Raw genomic sequence first — 22,966 nt, 5'->3', positions numbered from 1 at the left:
TGCAAGAGGTTTATCGTAGAAGTTTTTACCGCAGAGTTTCGCGGAGGTTTTTATCGAAGAATTTTGCAGAGGTTTTTATCGCAGAGGTTCGCGGAGATAGCGGAGTTTTAAAAAAACAAATTTTGTGGAGGTGTTGTGGAATTAATTGAATGGATATTCAAATTCCTTACCCTCAATCTCTGCACCCTTTGCGAAAGCTTTGCGTTCACTGCGGTTTCTTCCTCTCTGCGGTTAATTTAAAGAACGACCCACCAAACCAACATTTACCAAAAGTGAATTCTTTGCGCCCTCAAATCTCTTCACCCTTTGCGAAACCTCTGCGCTCTCCGCGGTTTCTTTCTCTCTGCGGTTAACCTACAGTTAGTTTAAACTTAAACCTTTTCTTCAAGAATATATATTGATTATATTTTAACCAAAATAAAGATTATTATATAAACATTTATTACATTTGTGCCTGTAGTTTCTTGGTAAAAATACAAGTTTCTATTCCTCAAAACGATATGCAGTTTTATTGATTTATTTAAGAATAATTGAAGTGTTTGAATTATAAAGTTCAATAGCAAGGCGCACTTTTTTTGAAATCCAAGGAGTTGACTTTTGTCAATGACTGCTTTCAAGATAAAGTGCAACGCAGATATTGGGCTTTATAATTCAAACACAGTAAAACTGAAAAACAATGCAACAACAACACCGTGCAATCGTCCACATGGATCTGGACACATTTTTTGTTTCTTGCGAGCGACTCACAGACAGTCGTTTGATAGGCAAACCCATTTTAGTTGGCGGACCATCCGACCGAGGTGTAGTAGCTGCGTGCAGTTATGAAGCCCGTGAATTTGGAATTCATTCTGCGATGCCAATGAAACTTGCCATGAGACGCTGTCCCGAAGCAATTGTTGTTTCTGGGAATTCGGAAACATACAGCAAATATTCTCGAATGATTACCGACATCGTGAAAGAGGCTGCTCCTGTTTATGAAAAGAGTTCAATTGATGAATTTTACATGGATTTTTCGGGAATGGACAAATTTTTTGGCTGTTTACAATACGCTAAAGAATTGCGAGAACGCATCATTCGAGAATCGGGTTTGCCGATTTCTTTTGGCTTGTCGGAAAACAAAACGGTTTCTAAAATTGCAACAGGAGAAGCCAAACCGAATAACGCCATTAATGTTGATTACGGTACAGAGCGCCATTTTCTCGCGCCTTTATCCATTCGTAAAATTCCTTCGGTGGGATTAAAAACCTACCAGACATTCTGTGGCTTAGGCGTAAAGAAAATTCAAACGCTGCAAGAAATGCCCGTAGAATTGTTGGAACAAGTTTTTGGGAAATCAGGAAAAACGATTTGGAAAAAAGCACATGGAATCGATAACTCTCCTGTTGTTCAGTACAGCGAAAGAAAATCAATGTCGGCAGAACATACTTTTGAAAAAGACAGTATAGATGTTCACCAAATGCGTTCGCTTCTCTGTGCCATGGGCGAAAAATTGACTTATAAATTACGCATCAGTAATAAAGTAACAGCTTGCGTTGCGGTAAAAATCCGCTATTCTGATTTCCAGACGAAAACTTTACAACGCAAAATTCATTACACGGCTGCAGATCATGAAATTATTCCACTGATTGTAGCATTATTCGAACAACTCTACCAACGCCGAGTTAGGATTCGTTTAGTGGGAGTTCGCTTGAGTCACCTTGTGCAAGGCGGACAACAAATCAGCCTATTTACAGATGATGGGAAATATTCAAACCTCTATCAAGCGATGGACAAGATTCGAAATCGCTTTGGAAAGGAAAGTGTGATGTATGCGAGGTCGAAATAATCTGCTGACTTCGACCCATTCGACAAGCTCAGGGATCGCAGTCAGCGGGTTACTCCACTTATCAGCGTTAAGCTTTTTTCGGCGACTGAGCCTGTCGAAGGCACACGAAAAAAGCAGTAAAAGAATCGAAGACACACAAAAAAAAGACATTAAACCTTCAAAAATGCATATCCACACAAAATACAGCATAGGCTACGGCGTAAAATCCCCTGAAGCAACAATTCAGTGGGCTAAGGATTGTGGTTTTCCATTTTTGGCGATTACCGACATCAATTCTACAACAGCAGTTTTAAGCAGTTTGAAATATGCACAAGAAATCAACTTTCCTATTGCCGCAGGTGTAGATGTACGTAACGAAATGCATCACTGCTACCTCATCATTGCGCAAAACAACAGAGGTTTTCATGAAATGAATGCCTTTTTAACACAACATTTACATGAGCAACTCGATTTCCCTAAAATTGCTCCGTATCTGGCCAATTGCAAAGTCATTTATCCACTAAATCAGCAACCCAAGACTTTACGACCGAATGAATTTGTCGGGATTCAACCGCATGAAGTCAACAAAGTAGCTTTTATTAAAAATATATCTAAGGAAAAACTGCTGGCCGCTCCCATCATGACTTTTCAGACCAAACGAGAATACAACACCCATCGTTTGCTGCGTGCTATTGATCAAAACACTTTACTTTCTCAGTTGCCCGAAAGTCAGCAAGCACCAAAAACGGAGCAGTTTTACACTTTAGAAGAACTCAAATCAAAATATGCCAAGGTTGAATTTGTCTTGCAGCAAACTTTTGACATCTTAGCACAATGTCATGTTCATTTTGGTTTTAATGATAACGCTGAACCACAAAACATAAAAACTTATACAGGAACACATCAAGAAGACAAAACGCTGATTGAATCTTTATGTTTGGAAGGTCGAAAAAAGCGTTATCCTTGGGCCGATTTTTCCACCGAAAACGATACCGCCAAAGAAATTACCGACCGTATTGAAAGAGAAATAAGTGTCATTGAACAAAAAGGTTACATGGCTTATTTTCTTGTGACTTGGGACATTATTCATTACGCCAAATCTCAAACTTACTTTCATGTTGGACGAGGAAGTGGCGCCAACAGTATCGTCGCTTATTTATTAGGCATTACAGATGTTGATCCTTTAGAACTAGACCTTTATTTTGAACGCTTCATCAATCTGCATCGGAAAAACCCACCCGATTTTGATATTGATTTTTCTTGGCGAGAACGCGATGATGTACTCCAATATATTTTCAATCGTTTCCCTAATACGGCTTTAATTTGTACTTACAACACCTTTAAATATAGAAGTTGTGTACGTGAGCTTGGAAAGGTCTTGGGTTTACCAAAATCGGAAATTGATAAATTGTCCAAAGGAAAGTTTAAAATGAGCGAACTCGATGAAATGAATCGTTTGGTTTTAAAATACAGTCAATACATCGAAGGACTTCCCTCCCATTTGAGTATTCATGCGGGCGGCGTCATCATTAGCGAAAAACCAACTTCTTGGCTCAGTCCGACTTTTATGCCGCCCAAAGGATTTCCAACGGTTCAATTTTCTATGCTTGAAGCAGAAGATGTAGGTTTGTACAAATTCGATATTTTGAGTCAGCGTGGGTTAAGTAAGATTCGTGAAAGCTTGGACATTATTGCTTACAATCAGCCTGAAACGAAAATGCACGACATTCATGATTTGGTTTTCTTTAAGCAAGACAAGAAAATTCAATCTTTATTGAAAAACGGAGAAGCCATGGGATGTTTTTATGTTGAATCTCCTGCCATGCGCATGTTAATGAAGAAACTCAAAACGACAACTTACCTTGATTTAGTGGCTGCGAGTTCTATTATTCGTCCAGGTGTTTCTAGTTCTGGAATGATGAAAGAATACATCTTGCGACATAAAAACAAGGAACGCAGAAAAGAAGGTCATCCGCTCTTGCTCTCCATAATGCCCGAAACGTACGGAATTATGGTTTATCAGGAAGATGTAATAAAAGTGGCGCATCATTTTGCAGGACTTACTTTAGACGAGGCCGATATTTTACGTCGCGGAATGTCAGGGAAATACCGTTCTCGCAGCGAATTTACCGCCATTCAAGATCAATTCTTTTCTAATTGTAAAGAGAAAGGCTATCCGGATCAACTCACTCAAACCATTTGGAAACAGATTGAAAGTTTTGCCGGTTATGCTTTTTCTAAAGGACATTCTGCTTCTTACGCTGTGGAAAGTTTCCAAAGTCTATATTTAAAAGCTTATTTTCCTTTAGAATATATGGTTGCCACGATTAATAACTTTGGTGGTTATTATACCACAGAGTTTTATATTCATGAAGCGAGAAGATTAGGCGCGATTATCGAACCGCCTTGCATTCAAAATAGTCGGTGGGAAACTACGATCAAAGGAAAGACCATTTACCTCGGATTTCAACTCATTCTGGGCATTGACAGCAAAGAAATCGTTCGTTTATTGCATTTTCGAGAAGAAAATGGGAATTTCAAATCTTTAGATCATTATTTGAGAATGTTACATCCTTCTTTGGAGAACCTTTTATTATTGATTCGCGTTAATGCATTTCGTTTACTATCCGTCAACAAGCAAGCTTTGAAGTGGCAAGCGCATTTATTCTACAAGAAATCTAAAGCAGTAAAACACCAAGAACTTTTATTTCAACAAGAAACCAAGCAATATGAATTACCCACTTTACAGCTTGATGAATTAGAGCAATCTTTTGAAGAATTGGAATTGTTGGGTTTTCCGTTGTGCAATCCTTTTGATTTATTAGCAGCGCCGATTCAAAATCAAATTTCCGTTAAAGATTTAAAACAGTACCATGGTCAGTTTATTACACTTTACGGTTATTTAGTGACTGTAAAAACAACCCGCACCAAACGTGGCGATTTAATGAATTTCGGTACATTTCAAGATCACACGGGAGAAGTTTTCGACACCGTTCACTTTCCACCAAGTATAAAATCCTATCCATTTCGGGGAAGAGGTATTTATCAATTGCGCGGAAAAGTAACTCAGGAATTTGATTATTATAGTTTGGAAGTAATGCAGCAAGTAAAATTGAAGGAGGTGGATGATCAACGCATGTAAAAAACCTCCGTAACAATTACTTAAAAAAAAACATTTAACATACATTTAAAGAAACATTAAATCTAAGATAATATAATTAGCTAAAAAGATAATTTTTAGTATATTTGACTGAATCAAAAATATATAAATACTATGAAAAAAATTTACTTATCGGCATTAGCACTGGTTTTAGGTGTTGGAATTAATGCTCAGGTCTCAAATCCTAGTTTTGAGAATTGGACGACTGGAACACCAGATGATTGGACAACTCTAAATGCAGTTACGGGTATTGGTACTGTAACGGATGAAAACTCTGATCCAGTAACGCCAGCTTTGGAAGTTACAACAGGAGCTACAGATGGAAATAGTTTTATTACACTTACTTCTTTTAATTTAGCTGGATCATCCAATACACAAGTTCCTGATGGAGATTATGGGTCGATAGCAACTCAAGACATTAACTCAACAGATAAATACGAAGATTTTTCAGTAGATGTGATGTATGACATAAAAGCGAACGATACAGCTGTTATTACTTTGCAAGCTTATGATGCAAGCGACAACTTAGTTGGTGTTGGAATTGAAGTTTTTGCGGGAACACAAGCTACTTTTACTACAGTTACTATACCTATGCAATACATTGGTACAGTTGCATCCTACACAATGTTTATTGCAAGTAGTGAAGGGCAAATATTTCAGCAGTCTGCGAATTCAACGATTGGAGTTGGCTCTAAATTATCTGTTGATAACATTGTATTAGGTACAGTTTTATCTGAAGCTGATCCAGCAACAAACATTGTAGCGTCTGACATCTCTGACAACGGTGATGGATCTGACTTGCAAGTAACATTTGATGCAGCAGCTGATGAAAGTACTGTTTCTGAGTACAGAGTTATTGTAATGGAACAAGGTGTGGCATTAACTGATTGGAGTGCAGTACCGGCACAACTATATACAGCGGTTGCACCAGATGGTTCTGCTAACTACTCCGTGACATTGACATCTGCAGACCAATACCTTGCAAGTGCTGGCGGTAATAGTGTTGCTCCACAAGCAATTGTAGAAGATGAGGCAATGGATGTTTATATATATTCTATAGCTGATGGTACAAATGCAACGACAAACCAAATTGCTGGTCCATCAAATACGATAACATTGACGTCTGCAACTTCTTCGCTTTTAAGTTTAACAAAAACTATCAATGTTTACCCTAACCCAGCAACTAACGTTGTTAACTTTAAAGTTGATGGTTTAGAAAATGGTAAAATTGTTATTAACTCAATTACTGGACAAGAGGTTGTAAATACAACAATCAGCAACAGTAAACAAGTTGATGTAAGCAATTTAAACAATGGTGTTTACATTTATACTGTAAGTAATGTAAATGGTGAAGTTGTTAAAACCAACAAATTGGTTATTAGCAAATAGTAAATTCAATCAAAATTAAATAAAAAAGACTGTTCGTAAGAACGGTCTTTTTTTTTGAGAAATAATTTCATTCACAATAAAATGATATCATTATGTTTCAACAATGCATCTCGCAATGGTGTATCACACAAAGTAAAAATCATAAAGTATTTTGATTAAAATCAACAAAAACAACTGTTAAATAAGTAAGATCTTGATTTCTCACAAAAAACAGTTAATTTTTTATCAACCAAATTTATTACTATGAAGAAAATTTACACTTTTACATTATTAGGGCTTTTATCATTAAATACCAATGCACAAATTGCAAATCCTGGATTTGAAGAATGGAATTCAGCGTTGGTAAATGACTGGAGTAGTTATTTTGATTACCAATTTCATGGAGATCTATTTGATGAAAATAATAACCCTATTCTACCCATTGAAAAAATGAGTGATTCACCTACGGAGGGTGAATATTATGTCAAACTCAACTCTTTCAAATTAAATTCCTCCACATCACCAGCTCATCCTGATGGAAATTACGGATCTATTATTAGACAGGTCGTTAGTACCAATTTAATCTTTGAAGAGTTAAGAATGGATGTCAAATACGACGTAAAGCCAGGAGATGCAGCGTTGATATTAATTCAATCCATTGATGTCAATAACAACATATTGAGTAATGGGTCGTTAAAATTAACAGGAACCCAATCTGAATTTTCTTCTGTAACCGTCAATTTAACTACGTTCAATCAAGGTACACCTGAAGAGTATATTATCTCTATCAGTAGTAGTGCTGCCGAAGGAATTGTTAATGCTACAGAACCAATTGAACCTGGATCAACAATAAGCATAGATAATATAGAGATCGGTAACAATTTAGGAACTAAAAAAGAGAAGTATGATCAAGAAAAAATCGTCATGTATCCCAATCCTGCTAAAAATGTCATTAACTTTTTTGTAGAAAAAGAGCAAAGCGGGAAAATAATCATTCAATCACTTCTCGGTAAGCAGGTCATTAATACCACCTTCGAAAATCACAGTCGAAAGATCAATATTAATAAACTAGAAAAAGGAGTTTACTTTTATTCAATTTATGATAGCAAAGGAGTCCTATTAAATAGGCGTCAGTTTATAGTTGAGCATTAAATCTATACCTGAGATGTGTCAAGTATATAATATGATTTATATCCATTCTAACAAAACGATTTTGAGGCTGTATCAATTTTGGCAGTAATACTAAATTTTAATCTTTTTTAAGACTCTAAATTATGCTAAAGCGAGAATTATCAGTATATTGGTGAAAACGAATTATTAACAATAAAAATTATTTAAAATTATGAATGACACATCGAAAGTAGTATTAGCAGCATTAGCAGGAGCAACAGTTGGAGCAGGAGTAGCATTATTATTTGCACCCCAAAGTGGTAAAGAAACACGAGGAATGATTTCTGATAAGGTGGGAGACGCCAAAGATGCAACGATAAACGCACTTGGAAATGCAAAAGACGCAATCGTTGACAAAGGTGATGAATTGCTTAAAAAAGCGACTAATAAATCATAACCACCTATTAAATTCAACACCTTAAAGAAAGAATGAGAGAGCGTAATACAACCAAAAAAGGAATTGATGATGCTAAGGAATTAGCAAACTCATACTTCGAATTAATCAAAGTTCGAGGAATAAAAAAAACAGCAAGTGTTTTTACAAAAGTTTCGTATAACTTATTAAACACAATTTTACTGAAAATGGGCATTTCCTTTTTTGGTTTTGCTTTGGCGCTTTATTTAGGAAGTTTATTAGAATCATATCCTTTGGGCTTTTTAATAGTTGGTGCAATTCCATTTCTGGCGATTTTGCTCATGCGAATATTCAACAGACAAACCCTGCAAGCACTTCTTAATTTTTTCACCCGAATAATGACAAAGGATCATGAGTAAAATAGAAAGTTACAAAGATTTATTATTAGAAGAAGAACGAATTGAAAAGGAAATTGCCCTGAGGCGTTTAAGTTTGGAGACAAATATAAAGTCATACCTTTCTCCTGCCAACCTATATGGTTATTTTGAAGAAGAGTTAGGTAAAAATTTTGGTCATGAATTTACAGGTAAATTTGATTTACAAAAGTATTTAATAAACCTATCCTTAGACTTTCTATATGAAAAAGTTTCTTATCAATTATTGAAAGGTTCAGTAGAAAAAAGTAATGGTTTAGATTGGCGAATTATTGCTAGATCATTTGTTGATCGATTGTATAGTAATAATAAACCGTATTTAACCGAGATTATATCCGCTTACGTTGATAAGTATATTGAAAAATGGACTAACAAGTAGTCCATTTTTTTATGATTTAAATTTAGTTCTTAGCACTTAGAACTTCAATCTGCCAATTTACCATACAAATCGTAATGGTCTGCTGAAGTAATATAAATCGGTGCGAAATCGCCTATTCTTACATAATTGTCTGCCGCTTTAATTAAAACTTCATTATCCACTTCAGGAGAATCAAACTCAGTTCTTCCGATAAAATAATCTCCTTCCGCTCTATCAAATAAGACTTTTCTTACTTGACCTATATGTTTTTGATTCAAATCATAACTGATTCCAGATTGTAATTCCATGATTGTATCCGCTCTTTCTTTCTTAAGTTCAGCAGGAACATCATCTTCAAAATTGTAAGCATGTGTATTTTCTTCATGGGAATAAGTAAAAATCCCTAACCTTTCAAAGCGAGAACGTTCTACCCAATCATACATTTCTTGAAAATCTTCCTCTGTTTCTCCAGGATATCCTGCGATTAATGTTGTTCGGATTGCAATATCAGGAACTTTGTTTCTAATTTCTTCTATCAGTCTTTCTGTTTTTTCACGCGTCGTTCCTCTTCGCATTGCTTTTAGCATTCGAGTAGAACCGTGCTGTAATGGCATATCCAAATAATTACAAACATTACTTCTGTTTTTCATTACATCTAAAACATCCATAGGAAAACCTGTTGGAAAAGCATAGTGTAATTTAATCCATTCGATTCCCTCAACATCTGCTAATCGATCTACTAATTCAGCTAAAGCGCGTTTCTTGTACAAGTCCAAACCGTAATAAGTTAAATCTTGGGCTATCAACATCAACTCTTTAACGCCTTTAGCAGCAAGACTCTCTGCTTGTTTCACCAAATCCTCAATCGGAGTAGATTTATGTCCACCACGCATTATAGGAATCGCACAAAAAGAACACGGTCGATCACAACCTTCAGCAATTTTAAAATAAGCAAAGTGCGAAGGAGTAGTTAATAACCGCTCCCCTACCAATTCATGTTTATAATCTGCCTTTAATGTTTTGAGCATTCTCGGCAATTCACGTGTTCCGAAATATGCATCTACTTCTGGTATTTCCTTTTCTAAATCATCTTTATATCGTTGAGAGAGACACCCCGTAACGTAAACTTTATCTACTTGTCCTTCCTTTTTTGCATCTGCAAAACGCAATATGGTGTCAATTGATTCTTGTTTGGCATTATCAATAAAGCCACATGTGTTAATGATTACAATTTCAGAATCATCTTGCTTTGCTTCATGCTCTACCTCAAACTTATTGGCTTTCAGTTGAGCCATTAATACTTCTGAGTCAAAAATATTCTTTGAACATCCTAAGGTAACAACATTTACCTTATTTTTTTCAATGTTTTCGTCTTCATGATGCAAAGTTACAGCTTAAATAAGATTTTCATGCACTCTCTATAAAAAAGTATTAAAATCAATAGAAAATGATTGTGCGTATTCGGTATCAAACAAATTTATATCTTTGTAAAAGCTGCTTACTATACAATAAAATGAAATATAAAGACGATGACAAAAATTAAAGCTTTTAAAGCTATACGGCCTGTTAGAAGTAAGGCACAATTAGTAGCCTCTAGAGCAGTTGCTGCATATAAAAACTCAATTCTTGAAGCAAAGTTAGAATCTAATCCATACACCTTTATACACATTATTCATCCAGAATTTTTTGAAAATGATGAAACACGCACTGCGCCCAATTCAGAAGAACGTTTTTTAAAAGTAAAAAGCAAGTACGAAGAATTTATTGAACGTGGTATTCTTGCTCAAGATGAAGAAGAATCATTGTATGTTTATCGTCAGACCACTCCAAACCACACTTATCTTGGTGTAATTGGCGGAGCGAGTGTACAAGAATATAAAAATAATCAAATTAAAAAACACGAGGCCACGTTAGCATCAAGAGAAGAAATGTTTACAAAATACTTGGATGTAGTAGGTATGAATGCTGAACCGGTTTTATTAAGTCATAAAAAAAGTGATCAACTAGACAAAATTCTAGCTAAAATCGTTGAGAAGCGTGCTGAATATGAATTTACAACAACAGACCAAATAACACATGAAATGTGGATTGCTAATGCGACTGAGGTGGAAAACATTCAAGCAGCTTATGAAGAAATTGATACTTGCTATATTGCAGATGGACATCACAGATCCGCATCCTCTGTTCGACTAAAGGATTTAATATCAGGTCGTGGAAATTATGATGAACACAAGAACTACAATTCTTTTTTAAGCTTTTTCATCGATGAAGAACGCTTGAACATATTACCTTTTAATCGTTTATGTAAGTCTTTAAACGGACATTCTAAAGAGACGTTACTTTCCTTAACTAAAAAACATTTCTCTATTAAAGCCTTAGACAGACCTTATCCTCCAGTGCAATTGCATGATATTCACATGTTTGTTGACAGGTCGTGGTATAGATTGCGTTTAGATATTGAAAAGCACACTAAACTTGACGCTGTTTCTAGTATTGATGCTGAAATTTTAACACGTTACATTTTATCCCCAATTTTAGGAGTTCATGACTTAACAACTGACCCTAATGTTTCTTTTTTAAGTGGAGAAAATGAAATACTCAATATCGAACATTCGGTGAATTCAGGAAAAAATGAAGTTGGATTTTTGCTCTATCCTGTAACCATGGAACAACTTAAGGCTGTTGCTGATGAAAATGCAATAATGCCACCAAAATCAACATGGATTGAACCAAAAATGCGCAGTGGATTAACCATTTATAAAATAAACGAATGATTAAAGAGAATTTAACCAAGATAAAGAATGAATTACCTGAAGATGTTGAGTTAGTAGCTGTTTCAAAGACTAAACCTAATGAAGATATATTGGCAGCTTACAAAGTAGGTCAACGTATTTTTGGAGAAAATAGAGTTCAAGAATTGGTCGATAAACAAGCCTCACTTCCAAAAGATATTCAATGGCACATGATTGGTCATTTGCAAAGAAAAAAAGTGAAGTATATTGCCCCTTTCGTAAGCTTAATTCATGGTGTAGACAGCTTCAAACTGTTAATCGAAATTAATAAAAGAGCTAAAAACGAAGGACGTACAATTGATGTTCTTATTCAATTTCATATTGCTCAAGAGGATAGCAAATTCGGTTTTTCATTTGAAGAAGCAAAAGAAATGTTTGAAAGCAATGAATTTGTAGAATTACAAAATATTAATGTAAAAGGCGTTATGGGAATGGCAACCTTTACAGAAAACAAGGAAAAAGTTAGAGACGAATTTCGAACTTTAAATAATTATTTTGAGGTTTTTAGAAGTCATTTCTTTAAATTTAAAGACGATTTTTCCATTATATCTATGGGGATGAGTGGCGATTATAAAATAGCCATTGAAGAAGGTAGCAATATGGTGAGAATTGGAAGTACTATTTTTGGTGCTAGAAATTAACTTTAGGTTTGAAAACTTTTGAAATGCCGTAACGAACTATGTTATTCACATAATAATAAATAATTATGAATATAAAAACACTATTTCTTGCAGTTTTAATTCCAATAGGTTCCTTTTTTGCTCAAGATAATTACCTTGATGAAATAAAAAAAGAAAGGTCAGATTTTGAACAAAAATTACTTCATACTGATTCAATTCTTAACACGGATGAACAGAAAAAAATTAACAAACTAAATTACTTCCCAATAGATTCCACATGGGTTTTGACCGCTAAATTTAAAAAGAAGAAAGGAAAAACATTTGGAATGCCCACAACTACAGGCAGAACTCCCAAATACAAACGCATTGGTTACTTACATTTTAAGCGGAACAAAGAAAAGTTCAAATTAGCCGTTTACAAAAACCTAGGCCTTTTTGGAGACGATTATAAAAACCTTGTTTTCGTTCCTTTTAAAGATGCCAATGCGCCAGAAGTAACCTATGGTGGAGGTCGGTATTTAGATTTAGAAATTGAAAATGGGGTAAAACATGTTCGCGTTGATTTCAACAAAGCGTATAATCCATATTGTGTTTACTCATACAGGTATTCTTGCCCAATCACACCCGAGGAAAACCATATTGATGTAAAGATAAATGCAGGAGTTAAGAATCCAAACTAAATCATTTTATCTTTATTCACAGTCTAATTCATAATCCCAATAGAAGTCTTTAAAGGTTATGCGAGATTCAAGCCAGATTGTTTCTGCATTGACAGTTAAGGTGTCGTTTTGTAAAAATTGAATCCGTTGCGTTGCCTTTGTAAGCATTAAATTACTATTTGAAAAATCAACTTTTCCTGTTTCCTTCATGGCAGTGATAATATCTCCTTGCTCTGATGATGCTAGACCTCGTGCTTTACATTGAGTATAATTAGATTTATCTATAAAAACTAAAGCTGAATCCTTCGGCAGACGAGCCATTACGCCAAAACCTTCTAATTGCTCATAACGTTGCGGAGATTCTTCTTGATCAAGCACATGAACAATGCTTATAAAACTATCTTCATAAAGCGAGAATTGCAGTTTTTTGTTTATGGAATCATTTTCTTCGATAATATACACTTTGGGAAAACGATCTTTTAAGCTATTAGAGAAATCTACATCACCATGTACAAGAAATTTATAAATATTAGATTTATTTATTCCTAATTGCTCCAATTTCTTTAATTGATTCTCTGGGAACACAATAATTTTATCTTGAATTGAGTTTTTTACACGGTTTGTTGGCGTCCATGAACACCCTCTGTCTTTAAATAAAATACTCACGAAAACTGTTCCAATCAGGAAGCCAATTAAATAATACCTAAACCTTCTCCAAATTCCTTGCATAGCCATAATATTAAAGCACAAAAATAGGAGTTAAGTTACATCCCCATCAATAAAAGTTCAATTTCTTTATAATCCAAATCAAAAATTTTACCGAGCACTTCACTTGTTAATGTTCCGTTATACATATAAACACCGCTTCTAAAGCCATAATTATGTTTAATCAGCCCCTTACTTCCTCCTTTCTCTCCCATTTCAATCAACACTGGAGCGAAGATATTTGATATAGCAAAAGATGCTGTTCTCGAAACACGAGATGCAATGTTAGGTACACAAAAATGAGTAACCCCATATTTATCAAAGGTTGGTGATTTGTGATTGGTTATTTCTGAAGTTTCAAAGCATCCACCTTGATCAATACTAACATCAATAATAATTGCGCCCTCCTTCATATTGCTAACCATTTCACTTGAAACAACACATGGCGTTTTACCAAAAGAAGAGCGTATTGCACCAATTACAACATCTGCTCTCATCAGTGCTTTGCTCAATACCTTTGGCTGAATAATAGAAGTGTAAATACGATTTCCAACTCCTGTCTGTAATCGTCTCAACTTCCCCAAAGAATTATCAAACACCTTTACTGAACATCCTAATCCAAGAGCTGATCTTGCTGCAAACTCACCTACAGTTCCCGCACCCAAAATTACTACCTCTGTAGGTTGAACTCCAGCGATTCCACCCAACATTACCCCTTTACCGTTCTTAAAAGCATTTAAAAGCTCTGCTGCAATATGAATAGAGGTGTTTCCTGCAATTTCTCCCATAGCACTAACAACAGGAAAGTGACCGTCATTATCGCGCATGTAATCCCATGCAATTGCAGTAATCTTTTTTTCTTTCATCTTTTGCAAGATCATCTCGGGCTGCAAGTTGATCTGTAGAGCTGAAATTAAAGTTTGACCAACTTTCATCATTTCAACCTCTTCTTCTATTGGCGGAGAAACTTTAAATACAATATCACACTGAAAAACTGCTTTCCGATCGTAAACAATTTCTGCTCCTGCCTCAGAATAGGCTTGATCTGAAAAGCTTGCATTTTCACCTGCCTTGGTTTCAATAAGAATTTCATGACCGTTGGCAACGAGTAAAGAAACTGCTTCTGGAACTAAAGCAACGCGTCTTTCTTGGTAGGTATTTTCTTTAGGTACGCCAATTTTTAAGCTCCCTTTTTTACGGGCAATTTCAAGCATTTCCTCTTGTGGAAGTAAACGGCCTTCCTTCATTAGGCTTTTCATTATTTCTGGATCTGTTTTCATAGCTCTACTTCAATCTCACGATCATCTTGATCAATTTTTGTAATATTTATCCATACGCAATCTTCGGGCAAAAGGTTCTGAATATTTTCAGCCCATTCTATAAAAACAATTTCATCTCCATAAATATACTCCTCTATACCAATGTCATACGCCTCCTCTTCCTGTTCAATTCTATATAAATCAAAGTGAAATACTGTTCCATAAAACGGACTCTGATATTCATTCACGTAACCGTATGTTGGAGAACTCACATCGTCTTCAATTCCCATTGCTTTAGCAAGATAAGAAATAAAAGTGGTTTTACCCGAACCCATATCTCCCTTAAAAGCGAAAACGGTATGATCTCCTTTTTTTCAAGTATCTTGGTGCTAACTGCAATCAAATCTGATTCTTTGCGAACGTAAAATTTAAGCATACATCTTTTATTTAATAAATTAAACTTAAAGCTTACTTCTTTCCTCTCATTTCAACATAGGGAATCAAAATCTCTTCCATGGATATCCCACCATGCTGGAATGTATCCATATAATGCTTTGCAAAATGATTGTAATTATTTGGGTAAACAAAAAAGTCATTGTTCCGACTAAAGATATACACATCCGAAATGTTTTCTTTGGGTAAAAACGCCTCGTTGGGATCTTTAACTTCAAATACTTGTTTCTCCTTGTAGTTCAGGTTTTTACCGATTTTATACCTTAAATTTGTGTTGGTTTCTTTTGGACCAATCACCTTTATCGCATTATCCACTTTTACGGTACCATGATCTGTTGTGAGGACGACTTTTGCTCCTGTTTTAGAAATTTCTTTTAAAATATCTTGCAAAGGAGAGTGTTCAAACCAACTTGCTGTTAGTGATCGATAAGCTGCTTCGTCATCTGCCAGTTCTTTTATAACCTTCATGTCCGTTCTTGCATGAGAAAGCATATCAACAAAATTATATACAATCACATTCAAATCGTTATTTTTCAATTGACTTAAATTATCAGCCAATTTCTTTCCAGCTTCAAGATTTGTAACTTTTCTGTATCCAATTTTTTTATCTGCTCCGAGACGTTCCAATTGCTTCTGAAGCAACTCCTCTTCATGGTTATTTTTACCTCCATCGTCTTCTTCTCTTACCCACAAGTTCGGATAACGTTTTTGTATCTCACTTGGTAACAGGCCTGCAAAAAATGAGTTACGTGCATATTGAGTCGCTGTCGGTAAAATTGAAAAGACAATATCTTCATCTTCAAATGAAAAATATTTACTTAAAACAGGACGCAGAACTTGATACTGATCGTATCTTAAATTATCAATAACAATTAAGTAAACTTGCTCTTCTAAGTGTTCAGCAATTCTATTCTTGAACAGCGTGTGAATAAACTGTGGCCCCTCTTCTACTCCATTCAACCAATCTAAATAATTATTCTCTATAAATTTCGTAAATGAACTATTCGCTTCTTTCAACTGCATGTCAAAAACCTCTTGCATACCTTGGTCCTCCATTTTTGAAAACTCCAAGTCCCAATTCACAAGTCTTTTATACATACTCTTCCATTCATCAACAGATAAGCTATCTCCTAGCTCCATTCCGATCTGTCGAAACTCCCTTTGGTAATTGGTATTTACCTGTTCCGAAACTAATTTTGTTTGATCTAAATTTCTCTTTAAACTCAATAAGATCTGATTAGGATTAACGGGTTTTATCAAATAATCCGCTATTTTTCCACCAATCGCCTCCTCCATTATGCTTTCTTCTTCACTTTTGGTGATCATCACCACAGGAACAAGCGGTTTAAGCTCTTTAATTTTAGACAAAGCATCAAGGCCAGAAATTCCAGGCATATTTTCATCAAGAAAAACGATATCATAAGATTCTTCTTCACATTTTTCTATGGCTTCTCCTCCACTTCGAACCGTCTCTACCTCGTATCCTTTCTGAGTTAAGAATAAAATATGCGGTTTTAATAAATCTATTTCGTCATCTGCCCAAAGAATTTTTACCTGCATTGTCTGATTATTTTTAATTTTACGTAATAATATAAAAGTAAAGATTTGCGTCCAAACCTCAACATAAATAATAAAAAGAAAATTATAAACGACCCAGTTTACGGTTTTATTTCCTTACCTAAGGATATAATTTTCGATTTAATAGAACATCCATTCTATCAACGCTTACGAAGAATCAAACAATTGGGAATGTCTCACCTTGTTTACCCAGGAGCTTTACACACACGTTTTCATCACGCCTTAGGAGCAACACACTTGATGACAAAAGCAATTCAGGCTTTACGCTATAAAGGTATTCCTATCACAGAAGAAGAAGAAACCGCTGTGTTAATCGCTATTCTTCTTCATGATATTGGACATGGTCCATTTAGCCATACCTTAGAACACGATATCGTAAGCGGTGTAAGTCATGAAGAAATCTCCTTACTTTTTATGCGCAGACTATCCATTGAATTTGATGGAAAATTAGACCTTGCGATTCAAATATTTGAAGATAAATACAAGAAAAGTTTTTTACACCAGCTTGTTTCTAGTCAATTAGACATGGACAGAATGGATTATCTCAATCGCGATAGTTTTTATACTGGAGTTTCAGAAGGTGTAATTGGTAGCGATAGAATTATTGCCATGCTAGATGTCGTGGACAATCAATTGGTTGTTGAACAAAAAGGTGTTTATTCAATTGAGAAATTTCTCGTAGCTCGCCGATTGATGTATTGGCAGGTTTATATGCATAAAACAGTTGTATCTTCAGAGGTTATGCTGACTTTCATTCTGAAAAGAGCAAAATACTTAACACAATCAGGTACTGAATTATTTGCGAGTCCTGCTTTTAAAATGTTCCTAGCACAAGAACCTTCTTTATCTGACTTTCAAGATAACGCCGACTTACTTCATCAATTCGCTCTGCTAGATGACTTTGATATAATGGGCGCTGTGAAAGTATGGCAATTTAGTGAAGATAAAGTTCTTTCGTTGTTGGCTACGCAGTTAATCAATCGAAAATTGTTTAAAATTGAAATTGCAACACAGCGATTTTCCGACAAGAGAATTCAATATGAATTAGATTTGGTTCAAAAAAACTTCAATCTTTCTGAAGAAGAAGCGCAATTTTTCGTTCATACAGATGCGCTGCGCAATAATGCCTACAACGAAAAAAAAGAAAACATAAACCTTTTAATGAAGGATGGATCGGTAAAAGATGTGAGCCAAGCAGCTGATAATCTAAACATTCATGCTTTATCTGAGCCTGTAGAAAAGTACTTTTTATGCTACCCTTCACATTTTGTGACATAAAAATAAAACCACGAAAAATGGGCTTTATGATAGTACTTTAAGAAACTAAAATTGTTTTTCTTTCACAACTTTAGATATAAAGGTAGATTTGTGAATAGCTTTGTGGAAAAATAAAGCAAATCGAGCGTCCTAGAATAAACTCTTTTTATATTTTTGAAGAATGGAATTTTCAGCAGAACAAATTGCAGGCATCCTAGAAGGTGATGTTCAAGGTGATAAAGACGTAAAAGTGTCTGGACTTTCAAAAATTGAAGAAGGTCAACCCAATACCTTAACTTTTTTAGCGAATAATAAATATGAATCATATATTTATGAAACATCTGCATCTATAGCTATAGTTGCAAAAAGTTTTAAACCAAGTAAAACACTTCCATCAAGTTTAACATTAGTAAAAGTAGAAGATCCTTACAGCTGTTTTGCTAAATTACTTGAGGTTTATGATCAAATGCGTCAAAAATCGCCAAAAATTGAGAAAAATGTTCACATCGCTGATTCTGCTAAGATAGGCAAAGAGGTTTATATTGGTGCGAATGCATACATTGGTGAAGACGCTGAAATTGGTGACCATGCAAAAATTTACCCCAACACATTTATTGGTGACAATGTAAAAGTTGGAGAAAATACAACAATTCATGCCAATGTTTCAATTTATCATGATTGTGTAATAGGTAAATCTTGTCTGATTCATGCTGGAGCAGTTATCGGATCAGATGGATTTGGATTTGCTCCCAATGAAAAAGGAGAGTTTCAAAAAGTTCCCCAAATTGGAAAAGTCATTTTAGAAGATCATGTTGATATTGGTGCGAATGCCACCATTGACAGAGCTACTTTAGGGGCTACAATCTTGCGAAAAGGAGTTAAGATTGACAACTTGGTGCAGGTCGCTCATAATGTTGAAGTCGGTACAAATTCTGCAATGGCTGCTCAAGCAGGAGTGGCTGGATCTACAAAAATAGGTCAAAATGTACTCATTGGAGGGCAAGTTGGCGTAAGTGGTCACATTAAAATTGCAGACCGAACACAAATTGTGGCTCAATCTGGAATTCCTGGTAGCGTTAAAAAACCTGATACAACTTTAATGGGATCTCCTGGAATTCCCATCGATGATTTTAAAAGATCTTACGTAGGATTTAGACGTCTACCACAAATTTTAAAACGTTTACAAGAAATAGAACAAAAACTTAAATAATTTCCGTTATTGTCGGATATTTTATAGATATGATCGAACATCAAAGAACATTAAAAAACACGGTAAAGCTACTTGGAATTGGCTTACACACAGGAGAAAAAGTAACTATCGAATTATGTCCAGCTCCAGATAATCATGGATATAAATTCCAACGTACTGACCTAGAAGGAGAGCCTATTATTGAAGCAGATGCTGATCTAGTTGTTTCTACAGAAAGAGGAACAACTTTGGAAAAAAATGGTACCAAAGTGTATACTACAGAGCATGTTTTAGCAGCCCTTTATGGAATGCAAGTAGACAACGCCCTTATTAAAATTTCAGGTCCAGAAATTCCAATTATGGATGGAAGTTCGCGTCCTTTTGTTGACGCTATTGAATCTGTAGGCTTCGAAGACCAAAAAGCAATTCGAGAATATTTGGAGTTAGATGAAGTTATTCCATGGGAAGACGAAGAAAAAGGTATCGAATTTTTGGCTGTTCCTGATAGTGTTTATCGATTAACCGTAATGGTAGATTACAATTCACCTGTTTTAGGAACACAACACGCTACTATTTACAAAATTGATGAGTTTAAAGATGAAATATCGGCATGTAAAACATTTGTTTTTTTACGTGAATTAGAATTCTTAGCAAAAAACGGATTAATAAAAGGAGGCGACATTGACAATGCCATAATTTTAGTGGAACGTGATGATGTAAAACAAGAAGAATTAGATCATTTAGCCAAAATATTAGACAAAGAAAAGCTTCAAGTTGAATACAAAGGAATTGGTACTTTGAACAACTATGAAATGAAGTTTCAAAATGAGCCAGCACGTCATAAATTACTAGATATTGTTGGAGATTTAGCCCTCGTAGGAAAACCAATTAAGGCGCATATATTAGCTGCTCGACCAGGACATTCTGGAAATACACGGTTTGCTAAGGTTTTAAAAGAACAAATTAAAAAACAGAAGAATAAACCAAGGTATTTTGATTTAGAAAAAGATCCGCTTTACACCATTAACGATATTGAAAAAATGTTACCGCACCGTTATCCATTTTTATTGGTGGACAAGGTGATGGAAATCACAGAAGATAGTATCATTGGGGTTAAAAACATTACCATGAATGAACCTCAGTTTACAGGTCATTTCCCAGGTAATCCTGTTTTTCCTGGTGTTCTTCAAATCGAAGCAATGGCACAATGTGGAGGTATTTTCGCACTAAGTAAAGTAGATGATGCCCACCTCTACTCAACATACTTCATGAAAATTGACAATGTTAAATTTAAAATGAAGATTGTTCCAGGTGACACTGTCGTATTTGAGTTAAAACTTTTATCTCCAATGCGTAGAGGTTTAGTAAATATGGGAGGAAAAGGTTATATTAACGGAAAATTAGCTGTTGAAGCTGAGATGTTAGCACAAGTTATTAAAGACAAAGTAGAAAATGATTAATCCCCTTGCTTCTGTATCTTCAAATGCCAAAATTGGAGAAAATGTTACTATCGAGGCTTTTACATCAATTTATGAAGATGTGAAAATCGGAGACGGAACCCATATTGGACCCAATGTTACCATTTATCCGGGTACACGAATTGGTGAAAATTGCAAAATTTTTCCAGGTGCAGTTATTGGTGCTGTTCCTCAAGATTTAAAATTTGGAGGAGAATATACTACTGTTGAAATTGGAAGCAATACAACTATTAGAGAGTGTGTCACTATCCATCGAGGAACCACTGATAAAATGAAAACATCTGTTGGTGACAATTGTTTACTGATGGGATATGTGCACGTCGCTCACGACTGCCAACTAGGAAACAATGTTATTTTAGCAAATTATGTAGGATTATCAGGACATGTTACCATTGATGATTATGCCATAATTGAAGGTAAAGCCGCAGCACAACAGTTTGTTCACATTGGCGCACATTCTTTTGTTGCTGGAGCAAGTTTAATTCGTAAAAACATCCCACCATTCGTTCGTGCAGCTCGAGAACCTTTGAGTTATGCAGGTATTAATGCAGTTGGGTTAAGACGTAGAAATTTCATTGAGGAAGACATAAAAACCATTGAAGATATTTATAGAATTTTATTTGTTCAAAACAATAATATTTCAAATGGACTACAGGCGCTAGAAAACGAATTACCGAAGAGCGAACTTAAGAAACAGGTAACACAATTCGTAAAAAACAGCGAAAAAGGAATCATTCGCGGATTAATGTAAGCCAATTACATTTTATTTACTCATTCTAAAAGCATTTTCAATTGATTAAAAGAGGTCAAATTATTGAATTAGACATAGAAGATTTAGCCTTTGGCGGAAAAGGTATCGCAAGAATAAATACCGAAAATGGCGCATATGTACTTTTCGTTCAAAATACTTTTCCAGGTCAGCGGGTTCGTGCTCAAATTAAAAAGAAAAGAAAGAAACACGCAGAATGTAGTCTAATTAAAGTTTTAAAAAGGTCACCACAAGAAGAGCTTTCAAGCTATCAGGAAATAAGCGGCGCACCTTACATTCATGTTCCTCCTAAAATTCAAGAAGAACAAAAGCAAAAAGTCACTTTGGAAGTCTATAGAAGACTTGCTGGTCTCCAAAATATTGATGAATTGTTTGATGAGTTTATTCCATCACCAGAACATTATCATTACAGAAATAAAATGGAATATTCTTTTTCATGTATTGAACATGATTTAGAAACAGACGAAGATATTGATGATGCTTTTGCATTAGGTTTTAAACACCGAGGTACATGGTGGAAAGTTGAAAGTCTAAATAAAGCTTCTGGTTTATTTGATGAAAAATGGGAAGTCTTTCTAAAGGAGTTTAGATTATTTCTTGAAAAAACTGGACTTCCAGCTTGGCATCCACCACGAAAAGAAGGCTTTTTTAGACATATCGTTGTCAGGAAGTCATTCTACGAAGACAAATTATTAATCAATTTAGTAACCTCTTCACAGGGTATTTCTGATTTTAACTTACAAAAAGTGGCCGACTTTTTAAAAGAAAAAATGGGAGACCGAATTGCTGGATTCCAACATACCATTAACGACAATGTTGCAGATAGGGCTAAAATAGAAAATGGAGATTGTACCTTAGCTTTTGGGAAAGATCACGTTACAGAAGAATTAAATGGACTTCTGTTTGAAATTAGCATGGAAAGTTTCTTTCAAACCAATCCTAAAAGTGCGGAACGATTGTATAATAAAGCCCTAGATTATGTTTTTGAAGGAAATAGATCTTTAGAAGGAAAAGTAGTTATGGATTTATTCTGTGGTACAGGAACAATTGGACAATTACTAACACAACGCACAGAAGACACTAAAATTATAGGGGTTGATATTGTAGAAGACGCCATAAAAGATGCAAAACGAAATGCAGAAAGGAACAATATTGATGGTGTAGAATTTTATGCCGCCGATGTTGGGAAGTTCCTAAAAGCATATCCTGATTACGCAGGTAAAATAGACACGATTGTTCTGGATCCTCCGAGAGCTGGTATAGCGCCAAAAACACTTTTGAAAGTTATTCAACTTGGTGCGGAAAGAATTGTTTATATTTCATGTAATCCATCAACACAAGCTAGAGATATAAAGACCTTGGAGGAATATGGTTATCAAACTAAGAAAGTAAGCTTAGTAGACCAATTTCCACACACCAGTCATATCGAAGCAATTGCTTTATTTGAAAAATAAAGTTGAAAAATGAAACCATAAATTAATTCATCCGTAAACTACAGTACGGATCAAATATTAACTTCTACAGGTTAATGTATTAAAAGTCTCGACATTTTGTCGGG

The 22,966-nt window shown here is 35.1% G+C and carries 19 protein-coding genes and 1 pseudogene; 15 read left to right on the top strand and 5 right to left on the bottom strand.

Annotated elements, in window-relative coordinates; genetic code table 11:
* The first annotated feature begins 676 nt into the window (after window positions 1–676).
* The 7 genes from dinB (at window position 677) to CW751_RS12350 (ending at window position 8,670) form a co-directional block, all read left to right on the top strand.
* Window positions 677–1,825 carry a DNA polymerase IV gene (gene dinB, locus CW751_RS12380; protein WP_101335339.1) on the top strand — a complete coding sequence of 383 codons (1,149 nt, stop codon included), beginning with the start codon at window positions 677–679 and terminating at the stop codon, window positions 1,823–1,825.
* A 163-nt stretch (window positions 1,826–1,988) separates the two neighbouring features.
* Window positions 1,989–4,946 carry a DNA polymerase III subunit alpha gene (locus CW751_RS12375; protein ID WP_101335353.1) on the top strand — a complete coding sequence of 986 codons (2,958 nt, stop codon included), beginning with the start codon at window positions 1,989–1,991 and terminating at the stop codon, window positions 4,944–4,946.
* Window positions 4,947–5,078: 132 nt separating this feature from the next.
* Window positions 5,079–6,353 (top strand): T9SS type A sorting domain-containing protein, encoded by a 1,275-nt coding sequence (locus tag CW751_RS12370; protein WP_101335338.1) that lies wholly within the window; start codon window positions 5,079–5,081, stop codon window positions 6,351–6,353.
* 243 nt (window positions 6,354–6,596) lie between these two features.
* The gene (locus tag CW751_RS12365) at window positions 6,597–7,484 is read left to right on the top strand and encodes a T9SS type A sorting domain-containing protein (RefSeq protein ID WP_101335337.1); all 888 of its coding nucleotides are present in this window, start codon (window positions 6,597–6,599) and stop codon (window positions 7,482–7,484) included.
* Between the two features lie 190 nt (window positions 7,485–7,674).
* Window positions 7,675–7,899: a YtxH domain-containing protein gene (locus CW751_RS12360; RefSeq protein WP_101335336.1), complete on the top strand. Its 225-nt coding sequence runs from the start codon at window positions 7,675–7,677 to the stop codon at window positions 7,897–7,899.
* A 32-nt stretch (window positions 7,900–7,931) separates the two neighbouring features.
* Window positions 7,932–8,276 carry a hypothetical protein gene (locus CW751_RS12355; RefSeq protein ID WP_101335335.1) on the top strand — a complete coding sequence of 115 codons (345 nt, stop codon included), beginning with the start codon at window positions 7,932–7,934 and terminating at the stop codon, window positions 8,274–8,276.
* Window positions 8,269–8,670: a hypothetical protein gene (locus tag CW751_RS12350; RefSeq protein ID WP_101335334.1), complete on the top strand. Its 402-nt coding sequence runs from the start codon at window positions 8,269–8,271 to the stop codon at window positions 8,668–8,670. Before CW751_RS12355 ends, CW751_RS12350 begins: the two co-directional genes overlap by 8 nt.
* Before the next feature lie 44 nt (window positions 8,671–8,714).
* Here the strand turns inward: CW751_RS12350 and rimO are convergent, their stop codons facing one another.
* Window positions 8,715–10,034 carry a 30S ribosomal protein S12 methylthiotransferase RimO gene (gene rimO, locus CW751_RS12345; protein WP_101335333.1) on the bottom strand — a complete coding sequence of 440 codons (1,320 nt, stop codon included), beginning with the start codon at window positions 10,032–10,034 and terminating at the stop codon, window positions 8,715–8,717.
* Between the two features lie 144 nt (window positions 10,035–10,178).
* Between rimO and CW751_RS12340 the strand changes: the two genes are divergently transcribed.
* From CW751_RS12340 to CW751_RS12330, 3 genes are all read left to right on the top strand, one after another.
* Window positions 10,179–11,423 (top strand): DUF1015 domain-containing protein, encoded by a 1,245-nt coding sequence (locus CW751_RS12340; protein ID WP_101335332.1) that lies wholly within the window; start codon window positions 10,179–10,181, stop codon window positions 11,421–11,423.
* Complete coding sequence (locus CW751_RS12335; protein WP_101335331.1) at window positions 11,420–12,082, top strand: YggS family pyridoxal phosphate-dependent enzyme; 663 nt, start codon at window positions 11,420–11,422, stop codon at window positions 12,080–12,082. Before CW751_RS12340 ends, CW751_RS12335 begins: the two co-directional genes overlap by 4 nt.
* 65 nt (window positions 12,083–12,147) lie before the next feature.
* Complete coding sequence (locus CW751_RS12330; RefSeq protein ID WP_101335330.1) at window positions 12,148–12,741, top strand: DUF1684 domain-containing protein; 594 nt, start codon at window positions 12,148–12,150, stop codon at window positions 12,739–12,741.
* A 12-nt stretch (window positions 12,742–12,753) separates the two neighbouring features.
* On the opposite strand, the gene CW751_RS12325 is transcribed toward CW751_RS12330, so the two are convergent.
* The 4 genes and pseudogenes from CW751_RS12325 to porX all read right to left on the bottom strand — a co-directional run bounded on the left by CW751_RS12325 (window position 12,754) and on the right by porX (window position 16,697).
* On the bottom strand, window positions 12,754–13,449 hold the full coding sequence (locus CW751_RS12325) for a hypothetical protein (RefSeq protein ID WP_205677828.1): 696 nt from the start codon (window positions 13,447–13,449) through the stop codon (window positions 12,754–12,756).
* 35 nt (window positions 13,450–13,484) lie between these two features.
* A complete protein-coding gene (locus tag CW751_RS12320) occupies window positions 13,485–14,705 on the bottom strand; it encodes an alanine dehydrogenase (protein WP_101335328.1) in 1,221 nt (406 codons plus the stop codon).
* Window positions 14,702–15,034: pseudogene (gene tsaE / locus CW751_RS12315) on the bottom strand (tRNA (adenosine(37)-N6)-threonylcarbamoyltransferase complex ATPase subunit type 1 TsaE); the annotation flags it as partial. The pseudogene tsaE and the gene CW751_RS12320, both read right to left, overlap by 4 nt.
* Before the next feature lie 118 nt (window positions 15,035–15,152).
* Window positions 15,153–16,697 carry a T9SS response regulator signal transducer PorX gene (porX, locus tag CW751_RS12310; protein WP_101335326.1) on the bottom strand — a complete coding sequence of 515 codons (1,545 nt, stop codon included), beginning with the start codon at window positions 16,695–16,697 and terminating at the stop codon, window positions 15,153–15,155.
* Between the two features lie 45 nt (window positions 16,698–16,742).
* Here porX and CW751_RS12305 point away from each other — a divergent pair, with 45 nt between their 5' ends.
* The 5 genes from CW751_RS12305 (at window position 16,743) to rlmD (ending at window position 22,862) form a co-directional block, all read left to right on the top strand.
* Window positions 16,743–17,993, top strand: a complete 1,251-nt coding sequence (locus CW751_RS12305; protein WP_101335325.1) for an HD domain-containing protein — start codon at window positions 16,743–16,745, stop codon at window positions 17,991–17,993.
* A 160-nt stretch (window positions 17,994–18,153) separates the two neighbouring features.
* On the top strand, window positions 18,154–19,182 hold the full coding sequence (gene lpxD / locus CW751_RS12300) for a UDP-3-O-(3-hydroxymyristoyl)glucosamine N-acyltransferase (RefSeq protein ID WP_101335324.1): 1,029 nt from the start codon (window positions 18,154–18,156) through the stop codon (window positions 19,180–19,182).
* Between the two features lie 29 nt (window positions 19,183–19,211).
* Window positions 19,212–20,621, top strand: a complete 1,410-nt coding sequence (locus tag CW751_RS12295) for a bifunctional UDP-3-O-[3-hydroxymyristoyl] N-acetylglucosamine deacetylase/3-hydroxyacyl-ACP dehydratase (protein ID WP_101335323.1) — start codon at window positions 19,212–19,214, stop codon at window positions 20,619–20,621.
* Window positions 20,614–21,390, top strand: coding sequence for an acyl-ACP--UDP-N-acetylglucosamine O-acyltransferase (gene lpxA, locus CW751_RS12290; protein WP_101335322.1), 777 nt, complete (start codon window positions 20,614–20,616; stop codon window positions 21,388–21,390). The genes CW751_RS12295 and lpxA overlap by 8 nt, the downstream gene beginning before the upstream one ends.
* Before the next feature lie 41 nt (window positions 21,391–21,431).
* Complete coding sequence (rlmD, locus tag CW751_RS12285; RefSeq protein ID WP_101335321.1) at window positions 21,432–22,862, top strand: 23S rRNA (uracil(1939)-C(5))-methyltransferase RlmD; 1,431 nt, start codon at window positions 21,432–21,434, stop codon at window positions 22,860–22,862.
* Window positions 22,863–22,966 lie beyond the last annotated feature (104 nt).

Source organism: Brumimicrobium salinarum (assembly GCF_002844555.1).
In the GTDB taxonomy this organism is placed as follows: domain Bacteria; phylum Bacteroidota; class Bacteroidia; order Flavobacteriales_D; family Crocinitomicaceae; genus Brumimicrobium; species Brumimicrobium salinarum.
Note: the sequence above shows the minus strand (reverse complement) of the source record. Positions and strands in the feature narration are given on the sequence as shown.